This is a genomic window from Methylomonas sp. TEB (assembly GCF_047777895.1).
In the GTDB taxonomy this organism is placed as follows: Bacteria; Pseudomonadota; Gammaproteobacteria; order Methylococcales; family Methylomonadaceae; genus Methylomonas.
On the sequence record NZ_CP180476.1, the window covers coordinates 248151 to 267672 of the forward strand.

At 54.6% G+C, this 19522-nt stretch carries 12 protein-coding genes; 1 reads left to right on the top strand and 11 read right to left on the bottom strand.

The genetic code is table 11. From position 1 onward, the window contains the following. Positions 1 to 44 precede the first annotated feature (44 nt). The 11 genes from ACMXD4_RS01105 to ACMXD4_RS01155 all read right to left on the bottom strand — a co-directional run bounded on the left by ACMXD4_RS01105 (position 45) and on the right by ACMXD4_RS01155 (position 16196). Positions 45 to 2411 carry a TonB-dependent receptor domain-containing protein gene (locus ACMXD4_RS01105; RefSeq protein WP_101053886.1) on the bottom strand — a complete coding sequence of 789 codons (2367 nt, stop codon included), beginning with the start codon at positions 2409 to 2411 and terminating at the stop codon, positions 45 to 47. Positions 2412 to 2540: 129 nt separating this feature from the next. Beyond that, positions 2541 to 3551, bottom strand: a complete 1011-nt coding sequence (locus tag ACMXD4_RS01110) for a FecR family protein (RefSeq protein WP_415879605.1) — start codon at positions 3549 to 3551, stop codon at positions 2541 to 2543. Positions 3552 to 3640: 89 nt separating this feature from the next. Next, a complete protein-coding gene (locus tag ACMXD4_RS01115; protein WP_415879606.1) occupies positions 3641 to 4147 on the bottom strand; it encodes an RNA polymerase sigma factor in 507 nt (168 codons plus the stop codon). A gap of 268 nt (positions 4148 to 4415) precedes the next feature. Further along, positions 4416 to 5639, bottom strand: a complete 1224-nt coding sequence (locus ACMXD4_RS01120; RefSeq protein ID WP_415879607.1) for a PepSY-associated TM helix domain-containing protein — start codon at positions 5637 to 5639, stop codon at positions 4416 to 4418. 251 nt (positions 5640 to 5890) lie between these two features. After that, complete coding sequence (locus ACMXD4_RS01125; protein ID WP_415879608.1) at positions 5891 to 8326, bottom strand: TonB-dependent siderophore receptor; 2436 nt, start codon at positions 8324 to 8326, stop codon at positions 5891 to 5893. Positions 8327 to 8615: 289 nt separating this feature from the next. Beyond that, on the bottom strand, positions 8616 to 9584 hold the full coding sequence (locus ACMXD4_RS01130; protein ID WP_415879609.1) for a FecR family protein: 969 nt from the start codon (positions 9582 to 9584) through the stop codon (positions 8616 to 8618). A gap of 182 nt (positions 9585 to 9766) precedes the next feature. Then, the gene (locus tag ACMXD4_RS01135) at positions 9767 to 10288 is read right to left on the bottom strand and encodes an RNA polymerase sigma factor (RefSeq protein WP_033158269.1); all 522 of its coding nucleotides are present in this window, start codon (positions 10286 to 10288) and stop codon (positions 9767 to 9769) included. Between the two features lie 364 nt (positions 10289 to 10652). Further along, a complete protein-coding gene (locus tag ACMXD4_RS01140; protein WP_415879610.1) occupies positions 10653 to 11867 on the bottom strand; it encodes an exo-alpha-sialidase in 1215 nt (404 codons plus the stop codon). Positions 11868 to 11906: 39 nt separating this feature from the next. Beyond that, positions 11907 to 14438, bottom strand: coding sequence for a TonB-dependent siderophore receptor (locus tag ACMXD4_RS01145; RefSeq protein ID WP_415879611.1), 2532 nt, complete (start codon positions 14436 to 14438; stop codon positions 11907 to 11909). 177 nt (positions 14439 to 14615) lie between these two features. After that, positions 14616 to 15608 (bottom strand): FecR family protein, encoded by a 993-nt coding sequence (locus ACMXD4_RS01150; protein ID WP_171696891.1) that lies wholly within the window; start codon positions 15606 to 15608, stop codon positions 14616 to 14618. 72 nt (positions 15609 to 15680) lie between these two features. Then, positions 15681 to 16196 (bottom strand): RNA polymerase sigma factor, encoded by a 516-nt coding sequence (locus tag ACMXD4_RS01155; RefSeq protein ID WP_171696890.1) that lies wholly within the window; start codon positions 16194 to 16196, stop codon positions 15681 to 15683. 419 nt (positions 16197 to 16615) lie between these two features. Here ACMXD4_RS01155 and ACMXD4_RS01160 point away from each other — a divergent pair, with 419 nt between their 5' ends. Next, positions 16616 to 19024 (top strand): TonB-dependent siderophore receptor, encoded by a 2409-nt coding sequence (locus ACMXD4_RS01160; RefSeq protein ID WP_171696889.1) that lies wholly within the window; start codon positions 16616 to 16618, stop codon positions 19022 to 19024. The last annotated feature ends 498 nt before the right edge of the window (positions 19025 to 19522 follow it).

Consider the following 19522-nt stretch of genomic DNA (forward strand, 5'->3'; position numbering starts at 1 on the left):
TGCCCCGGCACGTTTAGGCCTACTAATTGACAACCCGCCAGTGCTTAAAACCGGTATTCCACGCCACCGAATACCGAGCGGGTCGCGCCGGGATTGAACTGGTCCAAATCGGCACCATTCGCATTGCCTAGAACCCACACCGACGACGCATAATGCTCGTCGGTCAAATTTCGGCCATCGACGAACAACTTCCAATGTTTGCCGTCATCCCAACCCATGCGTGCGCCCAACAGCGCATAAGGTTTGGCGGCCAGGGTGTTGGCGAAGTCCGCATAATTGGAACTGACGATGCGGGCATTGGGGCCGATGTAAAAGCCGCTGGGATGCTGGTACAGCGCTTCGACGAAAGCATTGTGTTCGGGAATGCCGGGCAAGCGGTTATTGCGAAGCGCGGGGTCGCTGTCAAACGTAAAGTCATTCCAGGTGTAGTTGCCGCTGAGCCGTAAGTTATCGCCCGACGCCGCCAGATTTAGCGGTAAAGTGGTTTCCAAGCCGAGTTCGACACCACGATGCAAGGTCGTGCTATCGGCGTTGGTGGAGGAAAAGGCCGTTGGATTTCTGGGATTGGAAACAATCAAGTACTCGTTGTTAACCCAGGACTGATAAAAAGCCAAGTCCCATTTCAAGCGCTGGGCTTGCCCGCGCGTGCCAATTTCCACGGTGCTGGCAGTTTGCAGATTTCGTTTGGGTTGGAGATAAATGTTGGCAAGATCGGCCATTTTTGGCGGTTCAGCGCTACGGCTGACATTGCCGTAAATCTGTGCTTCGTCGGTGGCTTGCCAAGTAAAGCCCAGCTTGGGGTTAGCCGTGAAGAAATCTTGATTGGCTTGGTTGCTGGGTCTGGCGGCACTAGCCACATAACCTTCGTAGCGTTCGTAATTCACATCGCGATAATTCAATTGAATGCCGGCAATCAAGGTAAACCTGTCGGTCAAACTCAATTGATCTTCCATAAACGCTTCGACATTCAGCCAGCGGTCACGCTCCGCCGTCAACAACGGCCCAAGCTGCCGGCCGACGATGCCGTAGTTTTTATCGTTGATAAATTGCCATTGGGTCAGACCGCCCCAAACTACCCGGTTATTTAAACCCAATAACTGGCCGTTGATCTCATGCCGCCAGTTAAAGCCGACATCCTGCCACTGGTCGTGATTGCCGCTATCGGTATAGTCGTAACGATAGTTATTGATCGAGTAATAAGTGCCGACATCGAGTCGATCGCCGCCATGCAATTTTACCGAATGCTTTAGATCGAAGCGGTAAGATGAAAAGCCGTTAGGTAAGGACCAATCGTTGGGGTTTTGCTGGGGATTTTGGTCGATTTGTCGCTTGCTCAGCGTTGCCGGCCACAAGAAATTATGGTTTTGCGCATCGAAATACAAACGGGTTTCGTGATTTTCGTTCCAGCGGTAGCCGACATTGCCATGGCCTAAAAACTGCTCTTGATGATTGTTTTCCCGGGTCGTATCGGTATTGACGTAGGAAAACGTGCCGAAAACATCCAATCCGTTTTCAAACGCTTTACCGCCGCTGAAATAAGGTCGGTAATAATCGTTGGTGCCGCCGACGATGCCGATTTTCAACCCATTGGCGGTATACCCGGTCGGCGTGATGTAGTTGATGGCGCCGCCCAAATTGCTGCCGCCGTATTCCAAGGCATTGGCACCGCGATAGACTTCGATATGCTCGATAGCATAAAGATTGAGCGCCTCGACATCGAACGTCCCGTTGGCGTGAGTAAACGGCATGCCGTTGCGCAGAAATTTTATTCCGCGAATCGGCGAAATATCGGAATTGCCGTCCGAACCGCGGATGGAGATGCGCGATCCACCGGTCGCGCCGGCACTAATGTCGCCCACATAAACGCCCGGCGCCGTCGCCAAGGCATCGCTGACCGACAAGGGCGCGCCTTCTTCGATCCGCTTGCCGTCGATCACCGACGTACCGCCCGCCACGCGATTCAGTTTGATTTGCGATTCTTGGAGCGATGGCGTAGTCAGGCTTGGGCTTTCGCTTGCTAAGGCTTTACCCGTCACCGTCATCGTCGGCAAGGTTGTCGTACCGGCGGCGGACTGCGGTTCCACCGCCGCCGCCTTTTCCAAGGTGACGGTATTGCCGTTGCTGAACCGGTACTGCAGCCCGGAGCCGCGCAGCAAGTTCCGCAGAGCCTGTTCCGGCGTATAACGGCCGATTAATTCCGGCGCGGTGATGCGCTCGGCAATGTCGCCTTCATACAGCACTTGCAAGCCGGTGAGTGCGGAAAACCGGATCAGCGCGGAGGACAGCGCTTGGGAGCGAATATCAAAGGTTTGCGCGGTTTGCTCGGCAGACAGGATAACAGTAGGCGTCAATAGGCCGGCAGCAAGTGCTACGTAGAGTGGGGCACGGCAAGTGTGTGCGGGGTATTTCATGCGTCTATCTCCTTTGTCGATGGCAGGTGTTACCGACAAAGACGACGCGGGTTCGGGCTTACCCTTAGTGCCGAGAAAAATATTTTTATATTCGTTGGCTAACGGCGCAAGGCGCGCCCATCTATTACGTCAATACAACAACACCCAATCGCCCGGCATCCGCAAGGCCTTGGCTTGCAGCGTGGTGGTCAGCGCGGCCAGCACAGCATCGGGGTCGGCGTTGTTGAAGACACCGTTGACCACCCGCTCGGCCAACCGCGGATTGACCGCGACAATCCGGCCGCTGCGATAGCGGTTAATTTCTTCCAATACTTGCGTCAAAGGTTGGCGGTGAAACACAGTTTGGCGTCGTCGCCAGGCCAATGCATCGTCGTTGTCGAGCCGAGCAACGGCTTGCAGCCGGCCTTGCCGGTATTCGGCTTGCTCGGCGGCGTGCACCAACGCCTTAGCACTATCGGCGTCAACTTCTACGGTGCCTTCGCTAACAACGACGCGCAACTCGTCGGCTTGTTTACGAACGCTGTAGGCGGTACCGACGGCGCGCGCGGTCGCCTGACCGCCGTCGACGACGAACGGCCGTTGCTTATTAGGCGCGACTTCGAAATAGGCTTCGCCGCGCAACAATTCGATCTCCCGCAAGTTGTCGCTGTAACGGACCGCCAGTGCCGTATCGGTGTTCAAAGTCAGCCGAGAGCCGTCTTCCAATTCGATACTGAGTTGCTGACCGGCTGCGGTATGGTAATCGCTACGCCAGTTTTGCCAGTGCTCCGGTAAGCGCCAGCCGGCCGCCAGCAACAACAACCCCAGGCAGCCCGAAGCAAACCGGCTCAGGTTTCGGCGGCTCGCCGACGCTTGCAAGCGCCCCTCACCCTGCGCCCTTCCGGTGGCAAAGGTCTCGGTTTTAAATTGGGCGGCATCCGCTTGCAGGCGTTGTTGAACCCGCTCCGCCGGCTGTTGCAGCAGGCTCCATAGCTTGCGGGATTTATCGTAGGCTTCGGCGTGCCGAGGATCGGCGTGGTACCAAATTTCAAATTGGCGGCGCACATCGTCGCTGGCGTCATCCGCTTGCAAGCGGGCAAACCAGGCAAGTGCCTGGTCCGAGAGCGAACTAGAAGACGCGGATTGGAGCTTATCGGACATGGTTGGGAGCGCGAAGCGTTGAGCCGAGGCAGGCATGATGCCACGATTTTAGAACGGGGTTAAATTGCATGTTACGAGCGCACGGCGCATCAAAGGAAATCGATGCGGTCTTTCAAATGCTTCAAGGCCTTATACATATGACTTTCCACGGTACGCGCCGATATGCCCAGCTCGGCGGCGATTTCGGAATAACGCTTGCCTTCCACTCGGCACGACAAGAACACCTTGCGGCATTGCGGCGGCAGTTCGTAGATAAGTTTTTCGAACAATTCCATTTGTTGCTGCCCCTCCAGCATGCTGTCCGGTTGCGGTTGGCTGCAAACGAGGTCTTCCTCGACCAAGCCGCCGTCGCGTTGCTCGTGTCTGGCCCGGCTGCGCAAATGGTCCAGGGCCAGATTGTCGGCAATGCGAAACACAAACGCCCGCTGGTTGACGATCTCGCCGTCGGCGGAATAGCGGGCGATGCGCAGATAGGTTTCCTGGATCAAGTCAGCAGCGGTTTCCGCGCAATTGACCTTATGCGTCAAAAATTGCTGGAGCTCCTTCTGATAGAGCAGAAAGCTAGCCAGTAAATCGGAATCGGTAATTGCATCCATGAACACATAGTCGGCAATGAAACGTCTTCCGCTACAGCAAATTTTAAGCCACTAACTCGGGAAGCCGGCGTTACTCGGCGATTGATCCGTCAATCGGCTGAGTTGATGGCGAAACCCCCGAAAGCGCAACGACCAAAGTGCGGCATATCACGCACTTTTAAATTGCGCATCCTGCTTCTAAGCACGCCTTGCGGAGCGGCAAATTCAGGCACCTCGTGTCGGTCGAAAATATTGACCACTCGTTTCGGCACCTGATAACGGATCGGAATCAGCCCTTCCGTCCTTGCTTGGTCCTGGATTTTTGCCGCCAGCGAATCACGCCGGTGACGAATAGCACCGGGCAAGCCAGACCGGTGATAAACACCAAAATCCGCCCGGTCATGCCGAAGGCCTGGCCGGAATGCAGCGGCCATTGCCAATGGGTGAAGATTTCGCCGGCCGTGGCGGTCGGCAGGCTGGGGTCGTCCAGGTCCAGAATCTTGCCGCTGTAACGGTCGATTACCGTGCAGCGGCGTTGCAAGATACTGTCGGGTGCATCGACGCCGTCCTGGCATACCGTGTAAGTCTGGCTGGGATTCGGCGCGCCGTAAATCCAGTGCGGCCGGCCTGTTGGGTATTGTTTCAATGCAATAGCCACGGCTTGATCCATGCCGATGGTCGGCGCATCCGGCGTAGATGGCGTGGATTGAAACCAGTAGCGGTAAGTCACCGGCGAAAACAATTCCAGCACAGGCACCACGTTATGCGGCAGCACCATGTAAACCCCGGAAAAAAGCACCGGCACCATCACCAACGCGGTGTAAAAGCCGCTGGTTTTATGCAGGTCGTAATTGAAGCGCACCTTGCCGACACCGGCTTTAAATACCAGTGCTTGCCGCCATTTGCCGGTCAGCGGCCACCAGACGATTAGGCCGGTCAGCGTGGAGATGATCAATAACATGCCGGACAAGCCGACCACTACCTTGCTGATGTCTTTGGGCAACAATAAGGCATAGTGCAACTTGAACATTAGGCCGATGAAAGTGTGGGGCAACCAATCGCCGGGTTGGTCCTGGAGCTGTTTACCGGTGACTTTGGCGGTGTAAGGATCGACACCTACTTCCCAGCGTTCCACCGCACCGTTGGCATCCGCCACCGCGAAGCGCAGCTTGAAGCTCGCAAACTCGTTACGCGGATACGTGGCGAAGTTGTGTTTGGCTTGTGGTGGCATGGCAGCTTTGCCGGCCGCGAAAATTTCAGCCAAGGGCCGATACTTGGCATGCGCCGGCACCTCCACGGTCAGCATATCGGGATGCAGCCATTCGTCTATTTCGGGATAAAACACCAGGATGCTACCGGTGATACCGTAAATCGACAGCAACAAGCCCAGCGTCAGACCCAACCAAAGATGGACAGTCAGCCAGCGCCGGCGGCGGGTTTTCAGACGGGCAAGCGAATTGTGCTCTGGTTCGCTGCGAACGATAGGGCCGGATTGAGGGTTGGTTACATTCATCGCAGTAACAGATTTGAGTTGAGAATTTGACGAGTCAGGGCTTTGTACCCAAACTCGCCAACCCTTGTTTTTATGTGTTTCATTTGGATAGGACGTTTCCCGGCCAAAATTCCTCACTCGCTACGAGTTGGACTGGCAAGGCGTTAATCGGAATTTCTCCAAGCCAAATACCTTTACCTTGAAACCAAGCCGATCATGGTTTGAACTGGCTCACCATGATCGGCTTGATAGCATGACCGAGCCATCCGGCGTCAGAATTCCACGCGGATCGAGCCCATGAAATTGCGCGGCGCGCCCGGCTGAGTCAAATAGCTGTTAAATGCCGATGTTTCGTAAATCGTCTTATCCAACAGATTATTGACGTTCAACTGCGCGGTCACTTTAGACTTGCCTATCTCCCAGGAATAGCCGAGCAAGGCATCGACTCTGACGTAGCCCGGCATTTGCCAATTATTCAAATTATTGCCTTGGCGCTCGCCAACCAGATACGCGCCGGCGCCAACATTTAGGCCACGCAAAGCGGGGTCTTGAAATGCGTATTTGGCCCAGAAGCTGCCCGAATTTGCCGGCACGTTCCATAGCTTGCGGCCTTGATTACCGCTGTTATCCTGTGTGATGACTGCATCGGTATAGGCGTAAGTCGCGATCAAGTTCAGGCCATCGGTAATCTGGCCCGATATGTCTACTTCGATACCACGGCTGCGGGCCTCGCCGGTTTGCACGGAAAACCGGGTATTTACCGGGTCCGGCGTCGCGATGTTTTGTTTGGTCAATTCGTAAAAGGCAACCGTGGTCATCAGCCGCTTATCGAACCATTCGGTTTTGAATCCAACCTCGTGCTGCTGCGCGGTTTCGGCATCCAGCGGTTTGCCGGTTGATGCCAACGCGCTGTTCGCCCCGCCCAGCGATTCCGTATAATTTCCGTACAGTGACAGCCAGGACCAGGGTTGATAGACCACACCCACGCGCGGACTGAAAGCCTCGTTTTTAACTTCAGTCTCACTGTTTCTGGCAGCTGCGATGGAAGTCGAGGCTGCGCCGCTGCTGCGCGTTGCCCAATCGTAGCGCCCGCCACCCATGATATGCAGCTTATCGAACAGGGTGATTTGATCCTGAAAGTAAGCGCCGTACCAATATTGCTCCAGCGTGCTGAAATTATTGAAACCCCGGCTGGCAGCGGATGGAACTTGGCCGTAGACCGGATTAAAAATATCAACCACCGGCCTAAGGCTGGCCGGCGCGGGGGCACCGAAGAAACCCTGGCCTTCGAAGTCTTCCCAAAAATAATCGAATCCCGCCAATACCCGATGCTCGGTTCCAAATAGTTTGAATTTGCCGGTGAGATCGATACTGGTCGCGACGGTATCGGTAATGTCGATCGGCCTATCGGTCACATTTCTTACCGAGGTGCGATTATTAGCGGGATTGACCGGTCCTGGGAAAAATGAAGAATTGTTGATTTGGTAATCCAGCTTGTAGTAGTGAAAGCGATGCTGGATTTTCCAATCGTCGTTGAATTGGTGCGACCAATCAAACCCGATCAAAAACTTGTCGAATACCGATTTTTCATTATCCGAGCCAAAACCGTAGTAACGGCTGATCGGTACATTGGCCGGACGGTTGCCTTGTACGGGTAAGCCGGTATAACTGGTGCGGGTATCGTAGAGATACTCCAAATTCAAATTGATTTCGGTGCGGTCGCTGGGCTTCCATGTGAGGGACGGCGCGAAAAACACCCGTTCCTGATCCATTTTATCGATGAAAAATTCATTGTTCTGATAGGCCAAATTGACTCTGTAAAGCAAGGAACGGTCTTGGTTGATCGGTCCGGTTGCATCGGCTGTAGTACGGAACATATCGTACGAACCAAACTGCTGCTCCAATGCGTAATAAGGGGTATCCAACGGTTTTTTGGTCACAATGTTGATCAAGCCGCCTGGCTCGATCCGACCATACGCCGCCGCAGCCGGACCTTTCAGAACTTCCAAGCGTTCCAGATCGGCAACCTCTTGTACGGCACGCCGGATGCGCAGTCCGTTCCGATAAACCGTGGTGGTGCCATCGGTCTGAAAACCGCGTAACTGAAAGCCTTCGTACATCGGGTCGGTCGCCCAGTTTATGCCGCTGACATTTTTCAGCGCATCCTTGATTCGAATTGCCTGTTGGTCTTTCAATATCTGCTTAGGAATGACCTGTACCGACATCGGTAATTCCATGATCGGCGTATCGGTTTTCGTGGCGGCGCTGGCGTTGGGTAGGTGATAGTCCGAGTTATAGGGATCGTTAGGGTCCGACAGGGTTTTGCCCAGCACCGTCACACTCGGCAAAGTTGTCGTACCGGCTGCCGATTGCGGTTCTATTGGCTTTGCCGATTTTTCCAGCGTCACCGTACCATCGGTCGCGGTTTGTGACGTCAGACCGGTGCCGCTCAACAGTCTTTCCAGCGCCTGTTGCGCTGTAAAACGGCCTTGCACGGCGTTGCCGCGCAGATTGCCGGCCAGTTGCGAGCTGAAAAACACCTTGACGCCGCTGGTTTCGGAAAATTGCAGCAGGGCGTCGGCCAGCGGTGCAGCCGGAATAGCGAAATCGATGGCGCTTTCCGCCGCGCACCACGGGCTGGCGCTGATCGCGACGGCAAAAACGGTTAAACAGAACGGGTTAAAGGGCGGTAGTGTGCGCTGACTCATTGGGCATCCTGGCTTGTGATTGTGGTGACGGCGGTTGGCGAGGGAAGGTGTTCCGTCGGCGTATCCGCAGGGGTTCCAAAGCAAAGACGAAGGGAGGGATGGGTTTTATAACCTGGTTGAGAAAATATTTTTGGCCGAGGACGCAGCGCAATGCCCTCAGCGACCGGATGGGCCTAGGCTCGGCGCCACGCCGCTCCGTAAAAGCTATGAAATTCACCCGGTCAATAATCCCGTTCACCTTTATGCCCCTGAGGGTGCGAACGGCATTTCACCGATAAATAGGGCCGGGTCAATAATGGCGGTGCAGAACGATTAATGCGTCGGTCAGACGGGTTTCGCTAACCGCCAAGGTGGTCTCGATAACCGTCAACGCCGCTTCCGGGTCGTTGGCGTCGAATACGCCGGTCACCAAATGCGCGGCCAAGTCGGGATCGGCGATGACGATTTTTCCCGGACGGTAGCGGTTCAAGTCGTCGATGACTTGTTGCAGCGGCTTTTCCTTAAACACCAGGCGCCGCTCCTGCCAAGCGGCGGCTTGCCTGAGATTGGCCTGTTCCGGCGCGCCGCTTTTGCCGTCGAGCGACGCGACGCGCTGGCCCTCCGGCAGGCGCTCGATGGTCGCGCCGTCGGCGAACGCAACGCGCACACTGTGCTCGTAAACGGTGACTGCCAGATCGCCTTGCCACTGTTTAACGTCAAATGCCGTGCCCAAAGCGCGAACCCTACCGCCGCCGGCAACGACCTCAAACGGTCTTGCGGCATCGGCGGCCACTTTGAAATAGGCTTCGCCGCCGTGCAATCGAATCACCCGCTGTTGTTCGGAAAAATCCACCGACAGCGACGAAGCGGTATTCAGAATCACCGTCGAGCCGTCGCTAAGCTGAATTCGGCGCTGCTCGCCGGTGCCGGTGCGGAAGTCGGCAAAATAGCCGGCATTAAACGCCCAGCCCAAACATAGTGCCAGCATCAGGCAGGCGGCAATGGGCCAGCGCCATAGACCCGGCCCGGCCGCAGCTCTGCCGGCTTTTTGTACTGATCGTTCGATTCGGCGAACTTGGGCCGGATGCAAGGTCTCCACGCGCCGAAAAAAAAGCTGTGTTTGTTGCCAGGCTTCCCGGTTCTCTCGGCTGGCCGCCAGCCAGGCCAGCCACAATTTTTCCTGTTCACAGTCGTAGAATGGCGATTCGCGCAGGGCCAGCCAGTATTCGGCTTGCTCTTCGGCGCTGGCGTCGGGAAAAGGCGGGAAGGAAGGGTTCATATCGAAAGTGGCTGTGCTGTCTGCTCGGTGTCCTGATTATAAAACGCTTGTTGGTGAACTCAGGCCCGATGGGCAAAAACTATTAATTCGGCCCAAAATGCCGCTGGCCCTGCGGGTGTTGAAGGATTCAGGGTCAAAGGCGTTCCGGAAGTTGTTATCGACGGTTTGATAAACAAACCCGGTCAATCCAGATCGCCAACCTTCGCTCGGCAGTGGCGCATGGCCTGGGTCAAATATTTAAAGATCATGGTTTGTGATATGCCCAGCCTTTGTTCCACCTCTGCGTAACTGCAATGCTTGAGTTTGAGCAAGATAAACACTTCTCGGCATTTGGGCGATAAATCATCCAACGCAGTGACCAGTTGCTCTAGTTGTTGTTGCGACATGACAGTCCGTTCGGCGGATAGCGCAGATTGTACGCCAACTTCAGCCTCGTCATTTTCGGCGGCTTCCAGATCTGGGCCGGTATGGCGGCTGTGGCTGCGCAGATAATCGGTAGCCAGATTGGCGGCGATGCGGAAAATGAAGGCGCGGGGATTTTCCACGCTATCTTTGCCGCCGTAACCAGCATAGCGAATGAAGGTTTCTTGAAAAATATCCTGCGCCGTATCCGTACAGCTGATGCGTTGCGATAAAAACCGCAATAACTCGTGGCGATGCTTGTGCATCAGATCGGCAATGTCGGCGGCAGTCAATTCAAGCATGGGATAGTTTATGTAGGCGGCCAAATAGGGTGTTGATTAAACCGGCCCTATTTGTCGCGGGTATGCCGTTCGGGTTGGCTCAGTACCTTAGGAGCGCTAAGGCGAGCGACATTAAGGGCTGGGTTAATAAGCAAGCAATATTTGCACCCAAACTTAGAAAAGAGAGGTTTTTTAGCGTGAGATTGTCCGGAAAGCCCGCCGGGCTTGAGGGACGGCGAAAATCGCTAAAGGCAATTGGGAAAAGTTGGCGGGCAATACCCGGCGATACAACGGCATAAACTGTGTCATATGCCGCGTTTGGGAATGCTGGCGAAGGGCTCGGGACGAGATATCTCAAGACCAATCTGCTCTTTTAGGGGCTTGTTTAGTCGAGGGATAAACTGACCAGGCGTACTTTCTTCTGAAGCGGATCGGTCCAGGCCACAAAAGCTTGCTTGCCGACGCGGGCCAGCGCCAGGTATTTGCTGGGCCATTTCGGGAAGCTGCCGCGATATACGGTAGTTTGCCGGCTGACTTTGCCCTTGCTGGTCACTTTGGCAATCCTTAGCTCATCGTCGGGACCATTGCGGCCGCGCCAGCTGACCAAGGCCGAGCCGTCATCCAGCAGTAAGGCGTTGATATAGCCGCTGGCGTCGGCATCCAGCTCTATAGGCGAATTAAAATGCGCGCCTTGGTCAGTGGAGAAAGCCAATTTCACCCGGCCTTTGCCGTCGGCGGCAGTGAACCAAGCCGCCACACCGGCTGAGGGAGTCAGATCAATGGATGGCCCATTACTGGGGCAACCGCCGATCACCCAGCCGTCCGCATGAACGTTAGCGATTTGCGGATTGCCGCCAGCCTGCCAGCGCACCGCGCTTATGTCGCGAATTTCCCCGGCGGCATGATCACGGTAGACCGTGACCAGTTGCTCGCCTTGTGCGTCGGTATAGCTGCGGCAGCAGGAGCAGACATCGTCATCCAGCACGATCTCCGGGCTGGCTTGCCAGTTTTTGTCGATGACGCTTGCCATCAGTTGATAGCGGTTGGTTTTCTTATCCGCCGCCGGGTCGTGGCTGGCGTGGCGCATGTCGGTCCAGACCAGCGCCAGCCGTGCATCGGGAAGCGCGGCCAAAGACATTTGTGCGTCATAAATTCGTGCCGCGTCGCCGTATGGTTTTAACGCCGGACTCCAACTCAATCCACCGTCGATAGAACGTGCCAGTAAGATGTCCGCCGCATAACGATCAGTAGCACCTTGCCGATAAGGCATCCAGGCCGCCGCCAGGCTACCGTCGCTCAAGCCGATCACCACCGGCGGATCGGCCAGCTTGCCTTTCACTTGGACGACGGTGAGCGGGATGCTCCAGCCCCCTTCTTCCAGTATCGCAAACTTGGCGGTACTGGTTTCGGCGTCGGTTTCCACCCAGCTGACAATCAAATGCTCATCGGCGGTTTTAGCCAAATGGTGCTGCTGGCTGAAACCGGCCACCGGCATGTCCAATTCGCGGAACGGCAGCGGTTTGGCCAATAGCGATTGGCTGATGCCGGCAAACAGCAACAGGCCGGCAAGGGTGTTTGTAATCAATTTGGCGTGGCGCATGATGGTTCTCGACGGTGGCGGACAGGTGGGCAATTTACCTCAATATTCCACCCGAATCGAGCCGATAGCCGTCAGCGGCGCACCGGGATAAACGCCGAGGGCCGGCGCGACGTTGGAATCGGGATCGGTGGATTCGTAATATTCCTTGTCCAGCAAATTGCGGATGTTGAACTGGGCGGTGATGCGGGAACCGCCGACTTTTTGCTTATACGCCAAAAAAGCGTCCAGCCGCACATAGCCCGGCATCTGGAAAGTGTTGGTATTGTCTCCCTCGCGTTGGCCGGCAGCAACACCGCCAAAACCCGCGCTCAAACCGTCCTTGGCGGCGTAGCCATTCATGTCGTAACGCAGCCACAGGCTACCGGAATGCTCCGGCACGTTGCTCATTCGATTGCCCTGAGTGCCGCCGCTGTAGTCCTTGATGATCCTCGCATCAGTAAACGCATAGCTGCCGATCAAACTGAATTTGTCAGTCAAATACCCGGTGGCGTCCAACTCAATGCCTTGGCTGCGTTGCAGGTTGGCGATACGGTCGAAAGGATCGGGGGTTGCATTATTGGCAACCAGAATATTGTCTTTTTCCAGATGGAAATACGCCAAGGTTGCCAATAGCCGTTGGTCAAACAATTGAGTTTTCAAACCCACTTCGAATTGCTCGCCGATCTGCGGATCAAAACTGCGGCCATCAGCGGCTGGCGCGTTGTTAGCGCCGAACGAAGTGGTCCAGTTGCCGTATAAGCTGAGTTCGTCCATGGCCTCGTACAGGATGCCGACTTTGGGACTGAAACCCTGGTCCTCGCGTTTGAACTGGTTGATACGACTCTCGGCGGTAGCAAAATCAAAGCCGTTGCCGCGGCCGGTTTCGGTCCAGTCGTAACGGCCGCCGCCCATGATATGCAGTTTGTCCCAAAAGGTGATTTGATCTTGGAAATACACCCCGTACCAGCTGTTGTAGATTGAAGCGCGATTACCGATGCCGCCATTCGCTGCGGTGCCGAATGTGTCGCCAGTAGTCGCAAATGCGCTATTGAATGTCGACTGGGAAATGCCGTAGCTGGGATAGGGGTCGTAGATGTTGATCGCCAATGCCGGATTGGCGCTCTTCCAACGACCGTCGCCGCCATACTTGTTGAACGTGCGGTAAAAGTCGAATCCGACCAACATGTCATGTTTTAGATCGCCGGTTTGAAATTTGCCGGTGAGATCCAGGTTGGTAGCGTAATGCTCTTGATCGGTGATTTGCCGGAAGATATTGCGTTGCATCAAGCCGGTAGTCTGGTTCAGCGCTGCTGCGGCATCAAATGCGGGCCCCGGATTGACAAACGTAGTACCTCCTTCCGCGAGACTGGCCAGAAAGCGGTTGTGTATCGCCCAGTCGTCGTTAAAACGATGATTGATTTCGCTGCCGATTTTGACGCCGGATTGCTCGCCGTTCGGCGTATTCGGATCGCCCAGGTTGCGGCTGATCGGAATTGAGGCGGGGCGATTGCCGATAAACGGAATCCCAAAGTCGGCCGGCGCGGTTTTATCTGTGCCCTCAATGTCAACGGTCACATCGGTGTCATCGCTGGGCCGCCAAGTGACGCTGGGGTTGAATACCATCCGGTCCACCGACACAAAGTCACGAAACGAACCGTTGCTTTGGTAAGCGCCGGAAAAACGATATACCAGCGATTTGTCGCTGGTCAGCGGCCCGCCGGCGTCCCATTGGGTCCGGTAGTGGTCGTAGTTGCCGAACTGCTGTTCCAGCGAGTAGTACGCCGTATCCAGGCCGCGTTTGGTGGTGAGATTGATCATGCCGCCGGGTTCGGTGCGGCCGTAAAGTTGTGCCGGGCCTTTGATTACTTCGATGTTTTCCAGGTTGGCGGCGTCGAAGTCGCCAAAAAAGGCCTCGCTGGCCATCAAGCCGTTACGGTAAATATTGTTGTTGCGAAAGCCGCGCACGATGAAGCCCACGCCACCACCCAGCGACGGATTGGCACGCACGCCACTGACGTTTTCCAACGCGTCCTTGACCTTGGTGGTTTTCTGGTCGTCCATCACTGCTCGCGACACCACTTGCACCGATGTCGGGTTTTCCATCAGCGGCGTGTCGGTTTTGGTGGCAGCGAAGGATTTTGTTACCACATAGTCCTTGCTGTAAGGATCGGCGGCATTGTTGCGGGTGCGATTGCCGGACACCGTGACCGCCGACAGCGTTGAAACGTCATTGTGTGAATCCGGCGCTCTTTGTAGCGTAATAGTGCCGTTACCGGTGGCACCGGCTACTACGCCGGTGCCGGCCAGCAGTTTTTGTAAGGCTTGCCGGACTGTCAATTGGCCGCTGACACCGGGCGATTTCAAGCCCGCCGTCATTTCCGCCGGATAACTGAGCTGTACATTGGCGGTGTCGGCAAAGGCATTTAATGCGCCGCTTAAGCTTTGTGCGGGGATGTCGAAAGCGATGTTTTGTTCGGCGGCCATGACGGCAGGTGTGCTGAGCACAGCGGCGATTGTCAGCGACAAAGGCCAACGATTATATTGCGTCGGCTTGCCTTTGCGGTGGGCATTGCGGAACGGATAAGATGCCATTAGATTCTCCCTTAGCGAATGAATTGATCCCCCGAAAGATTGGGGTTGCAATGGAGACGGGCGAAATGCGTTTTCCCTCAGCTTGACGGTAAAACTATTTTTTGAAGCTAAGAAGATATGGCTGAATGGCGGCTAGCTTTGTCGGGCGATTTGGCTAGGCGATAAGCTTTGCGATGCTCAAGCGATCACCACCAGCCACGGTGTAAATCGGTAAATCCGGATTGGCAGGGTTTGTTGTAACGACTCCAGGGTTTTATCGGTGTCGCGAATATCAAAGCGGCCGCTGACTTTCATGTCCTGCAATACCTGATTGCGGATTATCAGGCTACCGCGCCGATAGCGGCCAATTTCCGCAATCACCTTCTTGAGCGGCACATTATCGAACGAGACGCTGCCTTTTAACCATGCCGTGGCGTTGTCGGCGGGCTGGTGGCGGATTTCGCCTTGGTGGCGAGCGCCGACCTCCACGCTGTCATTGGCGTTCAATGTGGCCGGATTTTGCCGATCCCGGCTGACTTCCACCACCCCATTCACCACGCTGACCGTGTCGCTGTCGGCGTCTTCCTTAACCACGAAACGCGTACCCAATACCCGCGTGTTGCTATAACGGCCATCCACCTGAAAAGGATGTTGAGCGTCGTGTTGCACCTCAAAAAACGCTTCGCCCCGGGCTAGCTGGACATAGCGCTGGCCATTACGCATGTTAACGTTTAGCGCGGTACCGGAGTTTAAAGTGACTTGGCTGCCGTCGCCGAGCTGTACGGTTTTTATTTCGCCGACGGCGGTGCAGTAGTCGGCCTGCCAGCAGCTTAATGCCGGCTGATAAATAAGCGCGGCGATGACTAGACAGGCGGCTGCGGCTAACAACGGTTTGGTGCCGGGGGCGATACCTAAACGCCGCCTTGGGCTGTTGGCTGGTTTACTATTCAGCGAAATCTGTGGCGACAGCTTGGCGGCGTCCAGCGTGGCGTGGAAATCGGCATCCTCCCAAAATGCAGCGATTTCGGCATAGGCCTCGCGGTGAGCAGGGGCGGCTTGGTGCCAGATTTGAAATAGCCGGCGTTCGTCTGCCGCTACCGACTCGGCACGCAGCCTCACAAACCATGTCATCGCCTGCTCGCTAATGGCATCGGGCTTATCAGAGTCGGCGGACGGTTGGTTTTCAGTCATGGCTGCATTATAAGACGCTGGGGTAGGCGTATACCTTGGAGAAAAGGTAAGACGGTTTAGACCGTAAAAACCTCAGTCGGTCCGATACGGGCGGCCGAAATGACTGCCTAGCTGTTTGCGGCAATACATTAAGCCTTTGAGGATGTGTTTCTCCACGGCGCTCTCGGAAATATCCAGAAAATTAGCCACTTCCCGGTAGCTTAATCCATGAATTTTATGCAGGATAAATGCATCACGGCAGCGCGGCGGCAATTCGTAGATAGTTTGGTGCAACAAGGTCCGCCATTGCTGATCGGCTAATTCGGCTTCCACTCCGGCCAGTTGCGGCTCGTCCAGATGCCGCGTCGCTTCCTGATGACGCTCGACGACTTTATGGTGGCGCAGGTGATCCATCGCCAGATTGCTGGCGGTGCGGTATAAAAATCCGCGCGGGTGGTCTATGGAGGTATCGTTGGCGGTGCGGGCCAAGATCAGATAGCTTTCTTGCAGCAAATCTTCCGCGGTTTCCGGGCATTTGACTATCCGCAGCAAATGGTGCAGCAGCTCCTTGCAATGCAGTCGATACAGCGAGCTGATGTCCGGGGTCATGAGGCAGGGTTGGGTTTCAGTGGTTTCAGAAGCTCCGTCCCATGCCTGATTCGTGCCAGTAATGATTCAAATGCCGGCCAAGGCGCCGAATATCCTGATATTGCTGGCTTGGAGCAAAGATCGGCGGTTCGCATTCGCGCTACCCGCACACATTTAACTGGTGTTGAATAGGTTATATGGCGCATCTGGCGCGGCATATAACCTATTTTTTGATGGTGGCCGGTACGATACCGGAAAGCAAAATAGGGGGCTGATTAGCGGCTTAGCGAAATGCCGAGAAAAGCGTTCGAAGTGTTGGAGCCTGCAATGTCAGCAGTAGCCACTTAGTTGCCATGAATTTTTGTGCCTCACCTCCTGTTTTATGCCTGTCGTGCGTCAAAACAACGATAGTCATTATTTAACAACAGCGAGGGAAATTCATGGCGTTGAAACAAACATTTAGCGGCGGCCTGTTTGGACATGCTTCGGCACTGGTATTGGGGGCTGTGTTGGCGGTTTCCGGTACCGCGGCGGCAGATAGTGTCAGTCGGGCTTTCAGTATCTCCGCGGGCTCTCTGTCTACCGCGCTGAATCGCTTGGCGGAATCGGGTGGCTTGCAACTGGTCTACGACACGGCAATCACTGAGGGTTTGCAAAGCAAGGGCCTTAGCGGCAATTACACGCCGGAAGCCGCGTTGCAACGTCTGCTGGGAGACAGCGGTTTGAGTTACCGCATTGCTGAAAACGGCAATATTTTGATCGAAAGGCAGTCTCTAAATTACAAACAGGACCCTACGGCGTTGCCGGCGGTGAATGTAGTGGGCAAAAAGCTATATGACCCTAACGATCCTTTCAGCCAAATCTATGCGGTGCCGAATGCCTCAACGGCGACCAAAACCGATATTGCGATTATGGACACCCCGGTATCTATCCAGGTTGTGCCCAAATCGATTATGAACGATCAGCAAGCGATCCGTATTGAAGACGCCTTGACGCAAAACGTCAGTGGGGTGCAACGGGCTTACGGTACGGCGGATATGTACGAAAGCTTCATTATTCGCGGCTTTGCTTCCGACGATCAAATGTACCGCAATGGTTTCAGGCGCTCGATGGGCAAGTTCGATCCGGCGAATATCGAACAGCTCGAGGTATTGAAAGGCCCGGCATCCGTGCTTTATGGAAGGTTGCAACCCGGCGGTATGGTTAATTACGTGACCAAAAAGGCGTTGGATGTGCCTTACTATTCCTTGCAGCAGCAATTTGGCTCCTTCAGTGAATTTCGTACCACGGTGGATGCAACCGGGCCGCTGGATAAGGATAAAACCCTGTTGTACCGGTTTAATGCCGCTTACGACGAAGGTAATTCTTTCAGAGATTTTGTTGATCACGAGCGGGTATTTATTGCGCCGAAATTAACTTGGCGGCCCAACGACCGCTTCGAGGCCAATGTCGAAATAGAGAAACGCCATGAAAATTACACGGAAGATTATGGTGTGCCGGTATCGGGCAATCGGCCTATTACAAACCGCAGATCCTTATTTACCGGCGATCCGGCCATCAAACCCAGTCAGGACACTACGCTGATTTATGCGGATTGGAGCTTCAAATTTAATGATGACTGGGGGCTCAGGCATAAATTTCAGTGGGACGAGACCGACATCGTATTCGGCGGCGTTGCGCCTAATAGTAAAATTAACGCGGATGGGCATACTCTGGATCGATTTGGCATCCTCGGCACCAGTAACCGCCGCTCTTACTCTACCAGCCTGGATCTCACCGGAAAGTTTCAAACTTTCGGCCTCAAACATAATGTTTTAGTGGGGGGCGATTGGTTCTTTTTTAACCAGGATGCGCCGGACAATAACTTTAGTTACGGCACCATACCGACATTCGATATCAACAATCCCCAATACGGCAATTTCGACATGGCCGCCCTGCGCGCCGAGCCCGCCAATTGGTTTTGGCGCTCACGCGACGATTGGTACGGGGTGTATTTTCAAGACCAAATTACCTTGTGGGATAAGCTGCACATCATGGGCGGCGGGCGTTACGATATGGCAGGTTACGGCGGCTACGGCGGTACTTCCTGGGATGAAACCAAGGCTGGATTCAGTATGCAACACGAAGACAAATTCAGTCCGCGGGTAGGTATCGTTTACCAGCCTTGGGATTGGTTGTCTGTATATGGCAATTACGTTGAATCATTCGGTACGAATAACGGCCGTTCCGCTACCGGCGGCAATTTTGCACCGCAAGCTGCCGAGCAGTACGAAATCGGTTTCAAAACCGAGTTTTTCGATAAACGCCTGTCGTCAACAGTAGCGTATTATCATTTAACGAAAAATAATCTGATGACTTTCGACTTAAGCACGCCGGACCCCACCGATCAAAAAACTATCGGCGAAGCGCGTAGTCAGGGCATTGAAGTGGATATTAAAGGTCAGGTCACCGACGAATTCAGCCTGGTGACGACCTACGCTTACACTGATGCAAGATACACCAAGGATTACAGCGGCTTGCAGGGCAATCGGTTGTTGAATGTGCCTGAGCATCAAGCCAGTCTGTGGGGTACTTATCAATTCACTGAGCACTTCAAGGCTGGTCTCGGCGGTGTAGTCGTCGGCAAGCGCGAAGGCGACAACACCAATACCTATCAATTGCCAGGCTATACCCGGCTGGACGCCATGATGGCCTACGTGCAACCTATAGGTAAAACCCGTCTGACCGCGCAAGTCAATGTCTATAATCTGCTGGATAAGGAATACTACACCGGCTCAACTTCTTGGTTACCTACCGCCAACGTTGGCGCCCCTATTTCCGCCATGGGGTCATTGAAATTAGAATATTAATTCAATACGGGTTGATGGTGCTGCTGATAGAGCAGTGCCGTTAGCCCCTTTCGAATATCGTCGTGCAAGAGCTTTATTTGGGATAAAGGATGGGCATATGGACAATTCAGCCTTGCGGCTCACGCCAAGTTGATTTGGATATTTACTGATTGTTTGGAGCAGGCAGGAGGCATCGCGGGCTTGGCGTCATCCCTGCCCGGATAAAAGCGGTTTTCCGCGCTTTTATCCAGGTATCCTTGGCGTCTTGTTTTCCATGTTCACGGGGGAGAGAACTTAAACATCCTTGACACCGGTCTTTATATAACAATATCCATGCCAAACCCTAAAGGCTATGTGATTCAGGGGTTTTCGCTAAAATCGACGGCTACTCTATTAGTTTCTATGTTATTTGCCGCAATAAAGGCTTTGCTTTGCGGCATTTCCCGCAAAAGCCGCAGTTAGTCAATTCCGTGTTCAATCATGGATAATAAACATCCCAGTCACAACGCTCGAATCGCT